This window comes from Streptomyces sp. NPDC048417, from assembly GCF_040651615.1.
Taxonomy (GTDB): Bacteria; Actinomycetota; Actinomycetes; order Streptomycetales; family Streptomycetaceae; genus Streptomyces.
Map to the genome: position 1 here is coordinate 248,672 of NZ_JBEZKI010000015.1, position 16,927 is coordinate 265,598.

General features: G+C 68.1%; 17 protein-coding genes and 1 pseudogene. 10 read left to right on the top strand and 8 right to left on the bottom strand.

Translation table 11 applies throughout. The annotated features are described in order from the left end of the window. Positions 1-25: 25 nt before the first annotated feature. Together AB0D59_RS24660 and AB0D59_RS24665 are read left to right on the top strand one after the other, a co-directional pair. Positions 26-328: a hypothetical protein gene (locus AB0D59_RS24660; protein WP_362569072.1), complete on the top strand. Its 303-nt coding sequence runs from the start codon at positions 26-28 to the stop codon at positions 326-328. Beyond that, the gene (locus AB0D59_RS24665) at positions 325-696 is read left to right on the top strand and encodes a fic family toxin-antitoxin system, toxin component (RefSeq protein ID WP_362569075.1); all 372 of its coding nucleotides are present in this window, start codon (positions 325-327) and stop codon (positions 694-696) included. The genes AB0D59_RS24660 and AB0D59_RS24665 overlap by 4 nt, the downstream gene beginning before the upstream one ends. A 26-nt stretch (positions 697-722) precedes the next feature. On the opposite strand, the gene AB0D59_RS24670 is transcribed toward AB0D59_RS24665, so the two are convergent. The 3 genes from AB0D59_RS24670 to AB0D59_RS24680 all read right to left on the bottom strand — a co-directional run bounded on the left by AB0D59_RS24670 (position 723) and on the right by AB0D59_RS24680 (position 4,940). Next, positions 723-1,664: a PIN domain-containing protein gene (locus AB0D59_RS24670; RefSeq protein ID WP_362569078.1), complete on the bottom strand. Its 942-nt coding sequence runs from the start codon at positions 1,662-1,664 to the stop codon at positions 723-725. 199 nt (positions 1,665-1,863) lie between these two features. Then, complete coding sequence (locus AB0D59_RS24675) at positions 1,864-3,258, bottom strand: sporulation protein (protein WP_362569081.1); 1,395 nt, start codon at positions 3,256-3,258, stop codon at positions 1,864-1,866. 365 nt (positions 3,259-3,623) lie between these two features. Next, a complete protein-coding gene (locus AB0D59_RS24680; protein WP_362569084.1) occupies positions 3,624-4,940 on the bottom strand; it encodes an XRE family transcriptional regulator in 1,317 nt (438 codons plus the stop codon). 225 nt (positions 4,941-5,165) lie between these two features. Here AB0D59_RS24680 and AB0D59_RS24685 point away from each other — a divergent pair. The 4 genes and pseudogenes from AB0D59_RS24685 to AB0D59_RS24700 form a co-directional block, all read left to right on the top strand. Next, positions 5,166-5,300: pseudogene (locus AB0D59_RS24685) on the top strand (PIG-L family deacetylase); the annotation flags it as partial. 31 nt (positions 5,301-5,331) lie between these two features. After that, positions 5,332-5,493 (top strand): hypothetical protein, encoded by a 162-nt coding sequence (locus AB0D59_RS24690; protein WP_362569161.1) that lies wholly within the window; start codon positions 5,332-5,334, stop codon positions 5,491-5,493. A 98-nt stretch (positions 5,494-5,591) separates the two neighbouring features. Next, the gene (locus AB0D59_RS24695; RefSeq protein WP_362569087.1) at positions 5,592-6,335 is read left to right on the top strand and encodes an NUDIX domain-containing protein; all 744 of its coding nucleotides are present in this window, start codon (positions 5,592-5,594) and stop codon (positions 6,333-6,335) included. Positions 6,336-6,527: 192 nt separating this feature from the next. After that, the gene (locus tag AB0D59_RS24700; RefSeq protein ID WP_362569090.1) at positions 6,528-7,001 is read left to right on the top strand and encodes a hypothetical protein; all 474 of its coding nucleotides are present in this window, start codon (positions 6,528-6,530) and stop codon (positions 6,999-7,001) included. Between the two features lie 15 nt (positions 7,002-7,016). Here the strand turns inward: AB0D59_RS24700 and istB are convergent, their stop codons facing one another. Continuing rightward, on the bottom strand, positions 7,017-7,808 hold the full coding sequence (istB, locus tag AB0D59_RS24705; protein WP_362569093.1) for an IS21-like element helper ATPase IstB: 792 nt from the start codon (positions 7,806-7,808) through the stop codon (positions 7,017-7,019). Further along, the gene (gene istA / locus AB0D59_RS24710) at positions 7,805-9,460 is read right to left on the bottom strand and encodes an IS21 family transposase (protein WP_362569096.1); all 1,656 of its coding nucleotides are present in this window, start codon (positions 9,458-9,460) and stop codon (positions 7,805-7,807) included. Before istA ends, istB begins: the two co-directional genes overlap by 4 nt. A gap of 247 nt (positions 9,461-9,707) precedes the next feature. Here istA and AB0D59_RS24715 point away from each other — a divergent pair, with 247 nt between their 5' ends. After that, positions 9,708-10,349, top strand: a complete 642-nt coding sequence (locus AB0D59_RS24715; protein WP_362569099.1) for a hypothetical protein — start codon at positions 9,708-9,710, stop codon at positions 10,347-10,349. 29 nt (positions 10,350-10,378) lie between these two features. Here AB0D59_RS24715 and AB0D59_RS24720 read toward each other — a convergent pair whose 3' ends face one another. After that, positions 10,379-11,968: an ISL3 family transposase gene (locus AB0D59_RS24720; RefSeq protein WP_362569101.1), complete on the bottom strand. Its 1,590-nt coding sequence runs from the start codon at positions 11,966-11,968 to the stop codon at positions 10,379-10,381. A gap of 869 nt (positions 11,969-12,837) precedes the next feature. Here AB0D59_RS24720 and AB0D59_RS24725 point away from each other — a divergent pair. Further along, positions 12,838-13,410, top strand: coding sequence for a hypothetical protein (locus AB0D59_RS24725; protein WP_362569104.1), 573 nt, complete (start codon positions 12,838-12,840; stop codon positions 13,408-13,410). A gap of 242 nt (positions 13,411-13,652) precedes the next feature. Here AB0D59_RS24725 and AB0D59_RS24730 read toward each other — a convergent pair whose 3' ends face one another. Both AB0D59_RS24730 and AB0D59_RS24735 read right to left on the bottom strand, forming a co-directional pair. Beyond that, on the bottom strand, positions 13,653-14,228 hold the full coding sequence (locus AB0D59_RS24730; RefSeq protein WP_362569107.1) for an N-acetyltransferase: 576 nt from the start codon (positions 14,226-14,228) through the stop codon (positions 13,653-13,655). Further along, on the bottom strand, positions 14,225-15,547 hold the full coding sequence (locus AB0D59_RS24735; protein WP_362569110.1) for a hypothetical protein: 1,323 nt from the start codon (positions 15,545-15,547) through the stop codon (positions 14,225-14,227). Before AB0D59_RS24735 ends, AB0D59_RS24730 begins: the two co-directional genes overlap by 4 nt. A gap of 203 nt (positions 15,548-15,750) precedes the next feature. Here AB0D59_RS24735 and AB0D59_RS24740 point away from each other — a divergent pair, with 203 nt between their 5' ends. Both AB0D59_RS24740 and AB0D59_RS24745 read left to right on the top strand, forming a co-directional pair. Beyond that, a complete protein-coding gene (locus AB0D59_RS24740; protein WP_362569112.1) occupies positions 15,751-16,167 on the top strand; it encodes a hypothetical protein in 417 nt (138 codons plus the stop codon). Further along, positions 16,164-16,613: an ATP-binding protein gene (locus AB0D59_RS24745; RefSeq protein WP_362569115.1), complete on the top strand. Its 450-nt coding sequence runs from the start codon at positions 16,164-16,166 to the stop codon at positions 16,611-16,613. The genes AB0D59_RS24740 and AB0D59_RS24745 overlap by 4 nt, the downstream gene beginning before the upstream one ends. The last annotated feature ends 314 nt before the right edge of the window (positions 16,614-16,927 follow it).

Here is a 16,927-nt window from a genome sequence, read left to right on the forward strand (position 1 = left end):
CGGATCCGCTGGTATCGTCCCTCATATGGACCAGAACGGATCCCAGGTGCCGCCCTTCGAGCCGGAGGAGTACGCGCGCGTCGAGGCAGCCGCCCACATCGCCGGCAAGTCGCCCGCGGACTTCGTCCGCGAAGCCGCACTCAAGGCTGCCGATGACCCGTTCCTCAAGGCCCTCGGCCATGCCCGCGACCGCGTCCCACAGCTCGCCGAGGTCTTCGCCACCCAGGACACCGGCGTAGCCGACACCGGCACGGCCGCCTGGCCCGACCCCGCACCCATGGGCAGCCGCGACCTGCACGAGTTCCCACAGCACGGTCACGCTGCGTGACCCGCTTCCTCACCCCGCAAGAGCTTCTGCAGATCGCACAGACCCTCCCAGGCGACCCGGCCTGTCTCGACCTGGGCGTGCTGGACGCCGCGTGCGCCCGGGTCCAGGCCCACTACATGGGCCGCGACGTGTACGCCAGCGACTGGCTCAAGGCCGCGGCCATGCTGGAGACCATCGCGCTCCACGAACCGCTCGAGGCGAAGAACGAGTTCTTCGCCTGGCTGGTCGCCGAGACGTTCCTCAACACCAACGGCATCGTCCTGCACTATGAGCCGGAAGAAGCCCTCGCGCTCGTCATGCGGGCCAAGCACAAGGGCGCCCGGGTACAGGAGATCGCCGCGCAGCTGCGCAGCTGGTCGACAAGCTGAGGACCTCGCCCGCGGGGGGCCTACCACTATGCGTCTTCGGCCGGTACCTCGAAGGTGATGGCCTGCTCGTTGTCCGCCTTATCTGCAGCGCTCAGTCGTTCGATCTTGTACTTCTCGTTCAGGACTTTCGCCTTCAGCCCCCAGGACAGCGCACGTGCCCGCATTCCGTTGTCCCCGGTGACCACGGTGACCGGGGCCGGGGCGATGGCCTGCTGCAGATGGCAGGCGCGGGCGACGATCTCATCGTCGTTGTTCGGCAGCCGCACATGCCCGGGCTCGTCTAGCAGGAGATCGACGACGGTCTCCCCGTTATTGACGACGGCACGGCCGGCGGTCTCGATCTGGCCGAGCGTCTGTTCCAGGAGCGCGAAGACTGCACGGGCCCGCTTCCGGACGCCGGTGTCGTGGGCGTCGTACGACTTCTTGTCGATCTCGTCGATCACGACGTGCGGGATCATCACGGACGTACCCGGACCGAAGAGCCGGTGCCAGGGAATCTTGTCGAAACGCATGTAGTGCAGCAGGTCGTTGGTGTCCAGGACCACCGTTCGTACCCAGTGACTCGTGAACCGGTCTTTCACACGACGCAGTTCATTGGCCAGTTCCATGAAGTAGGAACGCAGGTCGCTCAGTTCGGTGTTGATCAGGAAAGTCCACCGGTCGGGAGTGTACTGGCCGTGCACGATGGCGTTGTAGCGTTCCCCGCGCAGCCGCGCCGCTATGGCCTGGTCGGCGAACGTCTCCAGGAGTTCGGCCGCGGCCTGATCGGTCCGTTGGTCGTACTGGCGTACCACCGGAATGACGGCCTTCTCCCAGTCCTTCACGTCATCACTCGCCAAGCTCACCAGAACGGGCCCGGGCCTGGGGAGGTGGGGGACGGCGTTCTGCACGTCGTTGAGCCCTTGCCACGTCAGGCGCTCCAGCAGGTCGACCGCCTGATCGCAGGTGGCGCCGGGTCTCAACAGCATGCAGTGCTCCTCACGGTGTGCCGTCCGCAACCGAACGGAGCTGAGCTTAGGCTCCGTTCGGAGACGCTCTGAGTCATCACGGCAGCCAGCCTGTGGGGCGCCAGGACGACCTGCCTACACCGCGCGCCGTCCTCTCACGCCACGCCACCGCCAGACCACGATCCTGCTCGGCCCGTTTCTCACGGTCCGTGCTGCTTGGTCAGGCGGTCCTGGTTGTGCTGAGGACGATGGCCTGATGGGCGCGCTGGGAGAAACCGACGACTCGGGGGTCACGACGCCATGGCGCCATGGCGCGTACGACGTCGGTGAGATAGTCGGCGGCGCGGGCGGAGCGCACGCTGCTGAGGATGACGATCGCTCGTTGTCCGTCGACGAGGGCTCGGTCGAGTTCGCCGCGCTGGAGGTGGGCAGTGGCTACGAGGGTCATGCGCAGGCCGACGGACCGGGTGAAGTCGCGCGCGGACATGGGCGTGGCCCGCTCGTTCCACCGCAACGCGGCAGCGGGCAAGTTCAGGTCGCGGTGGATCTCGACGGCGTCGGCACTCATCCGGGCAGGCGTGTAGTAGCGGATCCACGAGGGCTCGGGCCCGGGGGCGGTGTCCGCGCGTTCAAGGAGCCGTTCGGAGTCGGCGAGCGCGGCCGCGGCGGCGCGACGGTCACCGAGGCGGGCGTGCGCGCGGGCCTCGATGAGCCGGGCGAGCGCGAGAACTCGGGGGGCCGCCTTGTGGCGGGCGCGGTCGTAGGCGTCCTGCGCCATGTCCACGGCCGCGTCGGGGTAGCCGCGCAGGGTCGTCTGGAGGGCCAGGTTGGTCAGGACGTGGCAGCCCACATTCATGCTGCCTGCGGCCTTCGCCATCCGCAGGGCCTGGATGAAGTGCCGTTGCGCGAGGGCATGGCACCACATGTCGAGCGCGCTCCAGCCTGCGACACGGGCCAACTCGGCGGTGCCGGCGTACAGTTCCCGGCCCACAGCGTCGGTGTAGCCGCCGTGCAGGAGCGGGATGGCGCGTTCGCGCAGGATGCGGTCGACCTGGGAGGCCTCGCGGGTGCCTCCGCCGTACCGGGAGTCCTGGCGCTGCGCGTGGGCGGCGGCCTCCCACAGCGCGTCCAGGTCCTGGCGGCCGACGCGGCGGCTCCCGGGATGGGAGGCGTCCGGGTCCGCGGGGACGGCGAGCCACCGGCTGAGCGGCGTGGTGTAGGCGCCGAGAGCGAAAGCGCCGGTGAGGAGATTACGGCGGTGCACGGTGCTCCAGAACTGGGCGGCGTTGTGGACGGCGGTGTGGGTGTCCCGGTGGAAGTCCAGGCCGACGTCGACGGCCTTGCGGGAAGCGGGCATGCCGATCTCGGCCGGGTCGACGGGCCGGCCTAATCGGTCGGCCAGCGCCTGGGCTATGAACCGGGGCACGGGCTCGCGGGGGACCATGCCCCGCGTCCAGTTCTTCACGCTGGTTTGGGTGTACGAGCGGGGCTCCCCGGCTTCCTCGGCCAGGGCGTTCACGCGGCGGGCCAGCGCATGCTTGCTGATCTTGGCAGTCTCGATCAGCTCAGCCAGGGCCGTGTTCCCCGTCTCAGCCGAGACCTCACCGAGCGTCATGCCGGATGCCTCCTCAGGGGCCGGATTCAGCTGGATGTTCCACCCTTCAGAACGAGCCAGGGCGACTGAGCGTAGTGGCGAGCGCGGTCATGTAGGGGCCGTTCTCCGTTGTGAGCCCCTTTGTGAGCCTGTGCAGGCCGGAGTCCCGGTCTTGTATTTCGGTATCGCAATCCCGTTCGAAAGGGGGGTATCTCGTGCACCAGCCTGTGACCCGCCGTGAGTGCCTCCTGGCGTCCTCTGGGCAGCTGCCGGACCTGGACCTCGTGAAGGTTGCCAGCGGGCCCTTCGGTGTAGAGGTCGGCCTTCAGATGACCCGGGCAGCGGCCGCCGCCTGCATCAGGATGTGGCGTGCCTGGTGTGCGGTGTTACGCGGCGGCGGCAAGGAGTTCGGCAACGCCCTGGGTCCGGGTGTAGGGCTGGAAGCGGGGGAGGAGGTTTTCGACGAGCTTGATGCAGCGGGGTGCGCCGATACGGCGAGCCAGGAGCAGCGCCTCCGTGGCGGCTGCTGCGGCAGGCACGGGTTCTTCCTGGTCGAGAAAACTCGTGGCCTGGTAGGTGAGGAACACGCCCTTCGTCTTGTCCCGCGAGGCGGGCAGGAGGCGTTCGCCCTCGGTGATGAGCTGGTGGGCGCGGCGGGTGTCGCCGAGGTCGAGGAGCGTCTGGCCGGAGTCAACTGCGAGGTCGGCTTCGGATACCCAGGCGCACCAGCCGGGGCGGTCGGTGCCCGCGTCGTTGAGGTGCTGTTCGGCCGCAGCGAGGGCGCGCAGCACGGACCGACGGTCGCTGGGGTCGTGGCGCGCGGCGAGGGTGCGGGCGAGACGGAGCTGGAGGAGGCAGCGGGCGGCGGGGTTCTCGGCGCGGGTCAGAGCGTGTTCGAGGATGTCGGCTGCCGTCGTGTGCTGGCCGCGCCAGGCGGCCTGGTAGGCGAGGTCGCCCAGGAGGCCGGCGCCCATGTCGCGGTCGCCGACCGCGTGGGCGTTGTGCAGGCCGGCGATCCAGTGCTGGCTGGCGTGGGTGTGATGCCCCAGGTCGAAGCGGTGCCAGCCGGTGGTCTGGGCCAGGGAGGCTGCGAGGGTGTGCAGGCGCAGCCTGAGCCCGGCCGTGCAGCGGCCGTGTTCGAGGAGTTCGGTCACGGTGGCCAGGTGCGCGTCCAGCAGGGCTGGGGTGTGCTGCCGCTGCTCGGTGGGGAGAGCGGCCAGGTGCCGGGTGGAGGCCTCCAGGAAGGCGACGAGATCGTCGCTGACCTGCTGTTTGCCGTCCCGTGCCTGAGCGAGCGTGTCGTGGGAGCCGCTGGCCCAGTCCGCGGCCAGGGCGGACAGCGCGGTACCGGAGATCGTCAGGAAATTTCGGCGTTCCATTGCGGTCAGCAGGGCCTCTCTCAGAGCGGGCACGGAACTGTGGGGGCCGAAGGGAATGACCCCGTTGGCGGTGAGCGGCAGCCAGTTCGGCCAGTCGTCGGCCCGGACGATGCTTGCCGGCCAGTCCAGGGCCTCGGCGATGTAGATCTGGGACTCTTCGTTCGGTTTGACGCCGCGCTGCCATTTGCGCACCCGCGCCTCGTCTGTACCGGAGTGCAGGCCACGCCGACCAGCGGCGGCATGGATGCCGGCCACGAATTCGTCCATCGTCTTGCCGGCCGCTTGGCGAGCAAGTACGAGCGGGTGCGGGGTGGATGCTGCCACACCGCCAGTCAAGCACTCAGCGTTCATGAACGGTTACTGCTTGATGTAAGGGGACCCCCTCCGGGACCCCCCTCAACCTGTCGACTGCATCGAACAGTTGAGCCCAACCTTGGGTGTGCAACGCACCGCCGCCGGACGACACGGGCCGGCGGCGCCCGGTCCGCCCGGCCCACGAGCGCCAGGCAGGAGCCAGCCGTCACAACTCCTTCTTCGGCGAGGTCATAAGTGACAGATGCCCTGGTCTTCGCACCCCACCCCGATGACGAAACACTCGGGTGCGGGGGAAGCATCGCCCATCACACCGCGATGGGCCGCACCGTACACATTGTGTTCCTGACGTCGGATCGCGCACGGCACAGCCGAACTCCAGCCCACCCGCACCGAACCCCGGGTGACGGTCAACCGTCGCCAGGCCACCCACTGGTATGCCGGCGGCTACCGCGGCACTGTCGCCGCCCGCATGGCGGGAGTCCACGCCACCGACGAACAGAGCCTGGCCACCCTCATCCGCAGCACCACGGAACACGAACTCTGGTGCGCCGAGCACTTCTGAACCACCACCCGGTCAGCAAGTACCACGCAGAGTTCGACTTCTCTAACGAAACTGACAACCCCGTGTGAACAGGGTGTCCTGTGTGACAGCCTGCGGCGGTGACCCAACACTCAACGCACCCACCCGTTGACGTCATCGAGGCCACCGAGCTCCGCCTCGTCGAAGAGCCACCGCCGCAGCTGTCCGCCGAACACCGAGCGGCACGCGACCGCGCCTGGGACGAACTGGCCAGCACCAACTCGGCCCTATTCGACGGCCCCGTGGTCGCCTGCACCAGCCTCACTCAGCCGCACCCGCACGAACTCGTCCTCGGCTGGTGCCGGGCGTCGTACCGCAACTTCGCCCTGCGCCGGGTGCCCGGAGCTACCGCCCTGCCGTCCCTGTTCGTCGACGTCCTCCAGCCCACCGACGACGGCGCCCTGCTGGTCGCCCAGATGTCGACTGCCACCGCCCACCCCGGCAGGTGGCACCTGCCCGGCGGATCGGTGGAGCACCCCGACGCCGGCCAGCCCCTGGACACCGCGGCATTGCGCCACAACGCAGCACGCGAACTCCTCGAAGAACTCGGCGTCGACACCGCCCCCGACGACCTGTCGCTGTGGGCCGTCACCCGCGGCCACCACGGCAACATCGGCATCCACTTCGCCGCCCCGCCCCAGCCCGCGACCGTCCTCCACAACCGGTTCGCCGCAGTCGTCTCCGCCACCACCGCCGTCGGCCAGGCCCCCGAACTCGAACAGATCACGTTCGTCCACAGCTCCGCCGACCTCAAGGGACTCGACGGCCCGCACGCCGACTACCTCGAACCCCTCGTCGACCGGTACGCACGGATACTCCTGTAGCCGCACGTCGTGGGAGTGGCTGTGTCACCTTCTCCGGGAGGCGTTTATCGCCGTCTTCGGGAGTCACGCATCGCTGTTGGAGAAGATCAATATCGGTGAGAACTGAAGTCGCTCATGCGTGCGGGTGCTCGTACTGGCGTGGGAACTGAGCCGTAGAATGGACTCCTCGACAAGGCGGTAGGGGCAACGGCTGTGGAGATCACCGTCCAGTGGATCCGGACGACCTGGACGAAGGAATCGCGGGGCGGGGATGCTGCGGCTCGAAGGAACGCAGCCCCGGTCGGCTTCGCTCTCCCGCACGAGGCGGCTCCCCTCGCGCATGTGGTCCGGATGCATGAGCGCGACGGCTTCGAGCCGTATGACAGCCGGGAAGTCCTGAGCAAGGTCGATGTCCAGCTCCGTGAAGCAGATGATCGACTGCGGGTATTTCCGCGAGTGCAGCCGCTGTTTGCTCTGCCGCCTCGGAAGCGGCGGCCACCGGCTGTCCGGCTCGTCCCTGGTCAATGGGTCCGCTGGCAGCTCAACTACCGTTTCAGCAGTGCACTGGGTATTCGGGGCTGGACGTACTGGCTGGACACGTTCAACATCGCATACGGGCCAGTGAATGCCGATGTGTTCTTGTCCGCACCCACCGTGTTCATCGATGAGCGCGGACCACTCCGGTAGTTCCAGTGGACGTGGTCATCCGATGGATCGTTCGGCCTGGGCTTTGGTTTGGGCGAGGCGGTAGGAGTCGGTGCCGGTCTCGATGATGTTGCCGCCGAAGGTGATGCGGTCGACGATGGCCGCGCGGAGCCTGGGATCGGTGAACGTCTTCGTCCACCCGCCGAACGACTCGTTCGAAGCGATCGCCACAGAATTCTTTTCCTCACGCTCCGTCAGAACCTGGAAGAGGAGTTCGGCGCCCCGTCGGCCGAGTTCCATGTAGCCGAGTTCGTCGATGCATAAAAGATCGACGCGCCCGTAGCGGGCGATGGTCTTCGCCAGCTGCTTCTCGTCGGCGGCCTCGACCAGCTCGTTGACCAGCTTGGTCGCCAGGACGTACTTGACCCGGTATCCCTTCATCGCGGCCTCGGTCCCCAGCGCAATGAGCAGATGAGACTTGCCTGTGCCCGAGTCTCCGATCAGGCAGAGAGGGTGGCCCTTGCGGACCCATTCGCAGGTGGCGAGGGTGTTGGTGGTCGCGGCGTCGATGTTGGGATTCGCGTCGTAGTCGAAGGCTCGCAGTGACTTCTCGCGCGGGAACCCTGCGGCCTTGATGCGCCGCTCCGACCGTCGGCGAGCCCGGTCGTCGCACTCGGCCAGCAGCAGTTCGGCCAGGAAGCCCCGGTAGGACATCTGCTCGTGGGACGCCGCCTCGGCGAGATCGGGGAACTGGCCGCGGATGGTGGGCAGCCGGAGCATCCGGCATGCCTGGTCGATGGCGGTGGTCGCGGCCTCCTCGGTCAGCCCGCGGTTGCGTTTGGCGTTCATGTCGCTTCTCCCTTGCTCGGAGCACTCCCGCCGCGCCGTCGCAGCAGCTGGTCATAGGCGGCAACCGATGGCAGCGGCCGGGTGTCGGGCGGCAGGTGGGGCAGCCGCCAGTCGGCGAGAAAGGTGACAGTGGCCCGTGCCGGCCCAACCGCTCCGGGCTCTGGGGATGGTGAGGGCATGGGCTGGTCCGGCACGTCGCCGTCGGCGACCTTGCGGGCCTCCAGCGCGACCGCGTCCGCTGTCAGCGCACCGGCCCGCAGCGCGACCGCGAGCCCGGCGACCACATGCTCGTGACTCATATGCCGGGCCAGCAGCAGCACCTGGATCAGGGCCTTGGTGCCTTCCTTGTCGCCGTGGGCCGCGCGGGCCGCATCCCACCAGTCGTCGTGGACCGGCGTGAACTGGCCGGCCGAACGGGCCTGTTCCAGAGCTGTTGACCCAGGGAAGGCGCCCGGCTTGCGGACCAGGGCCTCCAGGTAGTGATCGAGGACCAGGCGCGAGCCGCCCTGCGTGCTCAGCCTCTCGTGCCGGGCCACTTCCCGGCCGTCGTCGAGAGCCACCAACTCGGAGGCGTCCAGCAGCACTCGGAGAGTCTTGCCGATCAGCCGGACCGGCACCGAGTACCGGTTGGTGCGGACCGTGATCTGTCCGTAGCGGTCGACCCGTGGGGTGAACCAGCGGCCCGTCTCGAACGGCTCGACGGGCAGCGGCTTGAGCTGCGGCTGTTCGATCGCGAAGTACTCGCCGATCGTTCGGGGACGGGAGCGGATGCGCCGGCCCTCGTCCTCGAGGTCCCACCGGTCGACCATCTCGTTCAGCTCGGCGAGGGTCGCGACCTCGGGGACCGGCACGAAGTGGTTGCGGCGGAAGTAGCCGATCTGGCCCTCCACCCCGCCCTTCTCGTGGGCGCCCTCGATGCCCGGACGGCAGTAGAAACTCTCGATCCCCCAGTGCGAACGGAAAGCAATCCACCGCTCCGGTTCCGTGCGCTGCCGGGAGAAGCCCAGGACCTGGGCGACCGCCGCCTTCAAGTTGTCGTAGCGAACCTTGCCGCGCGGCACCCCGCCCAGCACGGACAGCGCGTGAACGTGCCCTTCGAAGAACGCCTCCTGGCCGCAGGAAGCCAACACCCGCTGCACCGCCTTGCCGGAGTACGACAGCCGCAGCGAGAACAGGTAGCAGCGGGTGGGGACTCCCGCCAGCACGATGTGGACATCGCCGAAGTCGACCTCCGCTTCGTCCCCTGGCATGTGGGACTGCGGGACGAACATCTCCTCCGGCCCGCGGCCGGCCTCCCACCGGATCTCCTTGCGCCGCACCGCGACGTAAGCGCGGTCCATCTGGTAGGAGATTCCGGCCGCCGCGTGCTCGTCCAGCAGCCGGTCGAAGATCCTCTTCACGGTGTGCTTCTGCTTCGGAGGCGCGTCGAGGTCCGCCTCCAGCATCCCGTCGATCACCGGCTTATACGGGTCCAGCCGTGTCGGACGCGGCGCCTGTTTCTTCCGGGGCTCAGGCCAGTTCGAGTCCAAGGCCTTGCGGATCGTCCGCCAGGTCGCCCCGTACTTGCTTTCCAGAGCGCGCATCGACAGGCCGGCACGGTGGTCACGGCGGATGGCCGCGTACAGCTCGACCTTGCTCGTCGGTATGTGCATTCGGGCCCCCAGCGGGAGAAGCACACCGATCGTCCCACTGCAAGGCTCCAAGTGCCGTCAAAACTGGGCAACATCACCCTTCGTGATACGAAGCCGCCTTCCGCACTGAACGACAAACGCCTCCCCTACTCAGGTTCTGGTCCAACTTCTGTGGAGCGGTGACGTTCAGTGTTGGTGAACAGCTCTGCGATGGTGATGTGCCACGACGACCGACGGCGTGTCGGTGGGACAGCCGATAATGCCGGTCATGGCAGATCGCAGTCCGGTGCTCCGGATCATCACCTCAGCCGCGCGAGACTCCCTGAAACCGCTCGGCGTGGCCCAGCGCGGACGGTCGCGGCTGTGGATTGATGATCACGGATGGTGGCTCGGGGTTGTGGAGTTCACCCCGCCGCGGATTGCCGGCAGCGGTCTGTACGTCGGTGCAATGTGGCTGTGGCACGACGTAGACCACCTGGCCTTCCATGTGGACGCAGTCCGAGTCGGCTCCGAGCTGTTTCGCACCGAGGACCAGTTCACGCGGCTGGCACTCGAACTCAGTCGGCAGGCGGCCGAGAACGTGACCGCGCTGAGGAAGAAGTTCTCGGCTTTGCCAGACGTCGCCCGATATCTGACGTCCAGGCCGGTGCGGCGGGGATTCCTCTGGGAGAGCTTCGACTCTGGGATCGGAGCCGCTCTGGTTGGGGACCCGGACACGGCCCGCGGTCACTTCGAACGAGTCCTTCGAGAGGACGCGCTGGCCCCGTGGATGGTCGAAGCCCAGGAGAAAGCGCGTGATCTTCACGCGATCGCGGCAGATCGCGACGCCGTGACCGCCTGGGCCACACGGGCCGTCGACTCCTGCCGGAGCAAGCTGGGCTTGGATCCCGTGCCGTTTGTGATCAGCTGAACGGACCCGCTCATCGAGCGACAGAGCGGTCAGGCAAGGAGGACTCGCTTCCGCAGCAGGCCGAAGCCAGCCCGGCCGTACATCTGGCGCTTGATCATTTTGATCCGGTTGACGTGGCCTTCGACGATGCCGGAGTTCCAGGGCAGCGTGAGGCCGGCGGTGACGGCGGCGAGGTCCCGTTCGAGGCCGTTGACGAAGGTGTGGAGGCTGGGAAGGTCGTCGGCCCGAACCGCCGTGATCCATTGCGGAAGTTGGTCGCCCTGGAGCTGGGTGAGCATCTTCCCGAAAGCGCGGACGTGCCCGGTGAGGGCATCCAGTTCGGGGCAGTCGGCGAGGACGGATTTGAGCTTCAGGTACTCGCTCTCCGGCAGGGTGTCGGGGTGAGCCAGGATCCATCCGGTGACCGTGCGTGGGGACGGAGGATGTGTTGCCGGTGCGGTCGGGGATGTGCGAAACGGCTGGAGGTAGGCACGGACGGCTCCGTAGCCGCCGGTGTAGCCGTGCGTTTCTTCCCAGAGGTTCCAGGCGTTCGTGCAGCCCTCTGCCCATCGCTCGTGCAGGTACGGCTTGAAGTCGTCGAGCTTGGTCTGGCGGTCCTGCCACTGCCCCTGGAAGAGGTCTTCCGGCCTCGCGGCGTCGGCCAGCCGTTGGACGGTGCGGTAGGTCATGCCGAGCTGGCGCTGGACCGAGCGGCGGCTGTGGCCGGCGGCCAGCAGCGCGTGGACGGCGGCGTGCTTGGCGCGGGTACGGTCGGCGAACCGGTGCCCGGTGGGCCATGGCGACCCGTTCTCGGCCGGTGCCGGAGCCGGAACCTTCTCCGGCGCTGACTCGGCGAAGGACGCGCGGAGGCACGAGCGGTGGCGGGAGACACACCGCTCGGCCGCTTCGCCGAGGTTGCGCCACAGGTGGAAACGGTCGGCGACCTGGACCGCGGTGGGCGCCCCGATGCTGGCGCCCTCGGCGAAGAATGGAGCGCGGTCGCGGCAGACGACCTCGATCCCCGGGCGCTCGGCCAGCCAGGCCGCGACAGTGCCCGCCTCTCGATCCGGCAGCAGGTCCACCGGCCTGCGGGTCTCGACGTCGACCAGCACGGTCCCGTAGACACGGCCTCTGCGCATCGCGTACTCGTCGACGCCGACCACGCGCGGGACCTGTGGCTGGGGCTCCGGGAGGGCGTCGACCAGCCGCAGGACCGTATTCCGGCTGACCCTCGCCCCGAAGACGTCGGCCAGTCGGGCGCCGGCCCGGCCGGCCAACGCGAGGCCGACCTTGGCCAGCACTGACCGCATTCGTTCGGTTCGCTGGCTGTACCGCCGGGTCAGGCCCGCGACCTGCTCGACGAACGTCCGCCGCCCGCAGGAGAGGTTTTCGCATATGAAGCGCCGGACACGAAGACACAGCACCACCCGCCGTCCCACCACTGGGAGGTCAGCGGGGAACCGCAGGTAGGATCCGTGCACCCGTCCCGACCAGTTCGCGCAGCCCGGGCACCGAGCCCTGGCCGTCCGACATCGGACACCGACTCGGACCGCCTCTCCGTCGTCCTGCACCGACACCACCCTGATCTCCGGAGCCGACAGGAAGAGCAGCTCTTCCAGCCGGAGCAGTACCTCGAGCACAGTCCAGAACCATCAGCCCGGACGAGGTCGATACCGGCGGATTCCAGACGACCTCGCGAAACGGCTAGGCAAGATCAACGGTCACAGGGAGTAGGCACACCACAGAAGTTGGACCAGAACCCCTACTCACCTACATAGCCATGGGAGAGCGGACTCAACTACAGGAAGGACGTTGATGAAGACCGCAGACCAACACGCGGTAGGCACCGACACAGACGCGACAGTGCTCACCGTCCAACTGGTCGTCGTCGGAGTAGTGCTCTTCACCCGGTGTACGCGCCCCGCGAGAACAGCGAACGGGCATTCCGGCTGCTGGACTGGATGAAGGGCAGCTCCTAGCCCGCGGGGCCGACGCCCGTACCGCCGGTCCGGCGCCGCGCTCAGCAAAGAGGGCATCGAGGGAGCGGCTCGTAGGCCGCTCCTGGCCGCTTCCTGAGGTCAGGCCTGGCCCGGCACGTACTCCGCCGTGCTGCACGGCAAGGTCACCCTCAACAAGGCCGCCGCCCAACTGATGCAGCGGTCACCCAAGCCCGAATAACGGCCTGGTACGCCTGCGGGCAGGCAATCGGGAAGTGAGCTGCGGCAGCCAAGTGGGCTGTGCGAACGTCTGCGTTGATGACGACGCAGGGGGACAAGTGACCAACGAACGGCAGCAACGGGTCCGGCTACGTCTCGCACGGCAGCGCACGGCGCCGACTCGAGTCAGAGCACGAGTCCGTGATCAGCCGCTCACGCCAAGCCCGGAACCTGAACCGAGTCCTGAGCCGGAGCCCGAACCGCGGTCCGAGCCCGAGACGTCGCGCATACGCATCCTTGTACGGCGCTTACGTCGGACAAGGTGGGCACATCACATCACTCTGGCTGGCACGGTGCTCGGCGCATTGGCAGCCATCGGCGGTCTCTTCGCCCAGGCCATCGCCACGTACTACGACGCCGAAGTCTCAAGAGATCAGCTTCAGCAGTCCCGAGAAGACAGCGAACGCGAACAAGAGACGCAAGCCTCCCAGGTGAACTTCTGGGTTGAGGGAACGACGACGGCCGAAGTCCCCTCCCCTGCCTTCATTCACATCGTGAACAGGTCACCCGATCCAGTCTCGTCCGTCTTGATCGGTTTCGTGGTCGGGGACGATGGCCGCGTGATGCTGCCCCTGCCGGCGTTCAACGATCTCCTCCCGTGCACTGAACTGATCTATTCGGCGGCGCAACTGGAAGTGGACACGGACGAAGGCGCCAGCTCCAAGGGGAAAGGGCAACGCTTGTCAGAAGTGGGCTGGGACCTCGACACCATGTACTTCGTTGATCGCAACGGCATCGGCTGGGATCGGTCACGACTCGACGAACCTGGACTCAACCATGGCGGCCGCCCAACGGCGGAACCGGACGGCACTATCGGTGCTCTCCAGGCACCCCAAGTGAAGAAGGCCGACCACTGCGGCGAATGAAGACGGTATCGGCCAGATCCTGGGACGGCTCGATCGCCCTTAGACCGCAAGGCGTCGGCTGCAGATGTGGGGCCTGGCAACGGTGGTATGCCGTCCTCTGGCACCGCCGTCACCGCCCGCCCGCTACCGGAAACCCCGCGCGAACGACGCCGGACCGGAGCGCGTGACTTCCTTGCGGGAGTACCGCCTTCGCCCTAGAACAACGCGAAGACGCTGCACCACCTCCTGGCTAAACCCGCTGCTCAGGATGCTTCCACCTTCAGGAGAAGGAGGTCGTAGGCGAACCCACCGGGCTCGTTGCGGTACGGGCCCGCGTACTGGTAGCCGAGCCGGTCGTACAGCGTCCGCCCGGCGGTGTTGTCGGGGCGGACTAGCAGGGAGGCCCACTCCGGGGTGATCGCGGTGAGGAGCGCGGTGTGGAGGCGGGTGCCGATGCCCTGGCCCTGCCAGGCCGGGGTGACGGCGAGCTCGCACAGCCCCATCAGGCGCCCGGAACGGACGTGTTCGGGGATCTGCGGCAACAGCTCGGCACCGAACCAGTATTCGGGGGTGCAGGGGAAGGCGTATCCGAAACCGATCATCGAGGCGTGCGCGTACGCCGCGACCAGCGTGAAGCCTTCCTGGTGGTTCTTCAGGTGGCTGAGTACCTGGCGGCGCAGTGCGGGTACGGACAGGCCGTCGGTGGCGGCGCCGGGGGTGTCCACGATCTCAGGGTGCGCGTCCGCCCAGATGTCGGCGATCGTGTCGACCAGCGGCGCGACCTGGCCGGGGCCGTAGGTGCGGATCACGACGTCTGTGCGGGTGCTGGGGGTGGTCACGCCCGTCCTCCTCCGATGGCGGTGATGGTGGTGCGGTACTCCTCGATCCAGGCGGCGACCGCGGGTACGCGGCTGTGCCTCTGGAGCGCGCCCGCGACGTTGTGCAGCGATTGCAGCAGTCGGTCGGAGCGCACCTCGGGGAGGTACGCCAGGACTTTCCCTGCGGCTTCGGCGGCTGCCTCGACCTCAGGCCGGTCCCTCACCGCATGTTGGATGGCGATGTCCGCCGTGTACAGGGCGGAATTCCGCGCGAACGCGCCACCGTGCAGGAGGACGGCCTGCTCGGCGCCGGCGGCGGCACGTTCGTGCTGTCCCAGGTCGGCGCGGGCCAACGACTCGAGCCCCGCCAACTCGCCGGGCGCGTAGAAGCCGAGCCACGCGGGGTCGGCATCGGCAGGTCCTTGGGCGTAGAGGTGGTGTGCGCGGATGATCGCCCGGTCGGTTGCCCCAGCGTCACCCGCCAGTGCCCAACCCCCGGCTTCCCTCATGAAGAACAGGCTCAGCAGGCGGGGGGAGCCCAGGCTACGGGCCACGGCCTGGGCGCCCTGCGCGGCGGCGACCGCCTCGCGCGGCCGCCCCTGTGCTTTGGCCAGCAGGCTCAGGCAGCCGAACGCGTGCGCCTCCAGCTCGGCGTCGTCCGCCATCCGCGCGGCCGCGAGGGCTTCGCCGTACAGCGAGTGCGCGTCGCCCGGGCGGCCGGAGTCGTACGACAGCCATCCGGCCGCGATCGACAGTGCCCCCACCGCCGAGCGCAGCCTCGTCTCGGTCTTCGCGTTGTACGTGCCGGTCTGCAGCCACTGGTAGGCGGTGTGCAGGGCCTCGGAGGCATCCTGACGCACCCGTGCCGAACCGTGTTCGTGGTCCGTCTCGTACAGCGTGGCCACAGCCCGGGTGACGGCCCGCACGTGGGTCGCGCCGATCCGTCCCGGAGCCGATCCGCCTGCTCCGAACGGCATCCCCAGGACGACACCAGCCCCGTCGAGCAGTACGTGGCGACGTTGCACTGAATCACCCTCCTCCCGCAGCTCTCTCACAACCGCGGCCGCCAGAGGCACAGGCTCCTGGCCAGTGCGGAAGCCGAGTTCCGCCATGCTGCGCCCGGTCATCCGGGTCAGGATCCGCCGGTACACACCACGGCGGCAACCGACCTCACCGTCCTCCCAGGCCGCCACCAGCCGGGCCTGGCATCCGACGGGGTTGCCCATCGCCTCACCGGTCTTGCGGATCTCGGCGGCGAACTCCATCCGGCTCATCTGCCACTCGTCCTCGCGTACCCGGCGCAGCACAGGGTTGGGGACGGCGCTGCGGCGGTCGGCCATGCCGGACTCCGAAGTCAGCGGGACGGGAATGGGGTGCGGCGACCGTATCGCTCCCTACTGGTCCTGTCCCCGGGACCGGGCAGCATTCACCTTCCCGAACCGACTTTCATCGCTTTTGCATCGCTCCGGCGTCGCATCTGCTGGCGTCAACCTGCTTGCGTGGAGCGTGATGTGACGAGCGCTCATAGATCCGGGAGGTGCCCGTGGCTGAGCCTGCGAGCAGTGGTGCGGCGACGACCCTCAAGCCGGCACCGACGTGTGTACCCGGCAGGGACGACGAGATAGACGCCGAGGTCATCCGCGAGACGTACGACGCGGTGCTGTGGGCCCCATGGCCCGTACCGGAAGGCGACCGTGCCCGGATCGGCGGCCTGCTGCGCGGGCACGTGCAGCTGCTCATCCCAGAACTCACCCACGCCGCCCCCAGCCTGAGCGGGGCGTGGCGGGACACCGCCGACCACGTCCTGGTCTCCAGCTGCGAGGTGCTCGACGGCGTCGTGGGCACATCCCAGGACGACCTGTACGCGCTCGCGACTCAGTGCCGGGCCCTTCTCCTACTTCGGACGCGTGCAGCCCCGCTCACCTGCCTCATGCCCCGCATCACCGAAGGCCGTCCATGACCAGCACGACCACCGCCCGCCCCAGGCAGACCGGACACCCCGGCTACGAACTCGAACTGGAGCGCACCCCACAGGCAGCAGTGCAATCCCGATCCCTGGTCAGAACAACTCTGGCCTGCTGGAACCTCGAAGAACACACGGACAACGGGACGCTGGTCATCTCGGAGCTGGTGGCGAACGCGGTCCGCCACGCCCACGGGCCGCTCATCTGGGTACACGTCGAACGGCCGGCGACCACCCTGCTGTACTTCGCCGTGGTGGACCGCGCCCCCGAGCTACTTCCATGCCGACGTACGCCAGGGCCGGACGTGCTGTCAGGGCGAGGCCTGCAACTACTCGATGAAGTAGCCGACCGGTGGGGATACGACACCATGGATGCCGCCGCCGTCCGACGCCGGACCAAACGCGTGTGGGCCGAACTGCGAGTGACGTCATCAAACGCGTGAGCATCTTGCGCGGCAGGGCTCATGACCGCCCATCCGGCGCCTCCGGGAAGAGACGCCCCCAGGTTCCAGGAGCGGGAGCCCACGCTCGGTCCTCGAGGAGCGGACGCCCCGCTGGAGTGGGAGCGCCCGAGGTCTTGATACGGCCGCCGGGACACCCCCGGTTGCCACCCCACCTCACCCGAAAGCGAAAGAGTGTTCCATTTGTCGCGAGCGGCGGGTTAAGACGATGTCCTATGTGGTGAGGCGAAGGAGCCGTTTGTAGCAGCACATTGCTGCGGCGAGGCCGAGAAAGGCCAGGTAGTTGCGAGGATGGC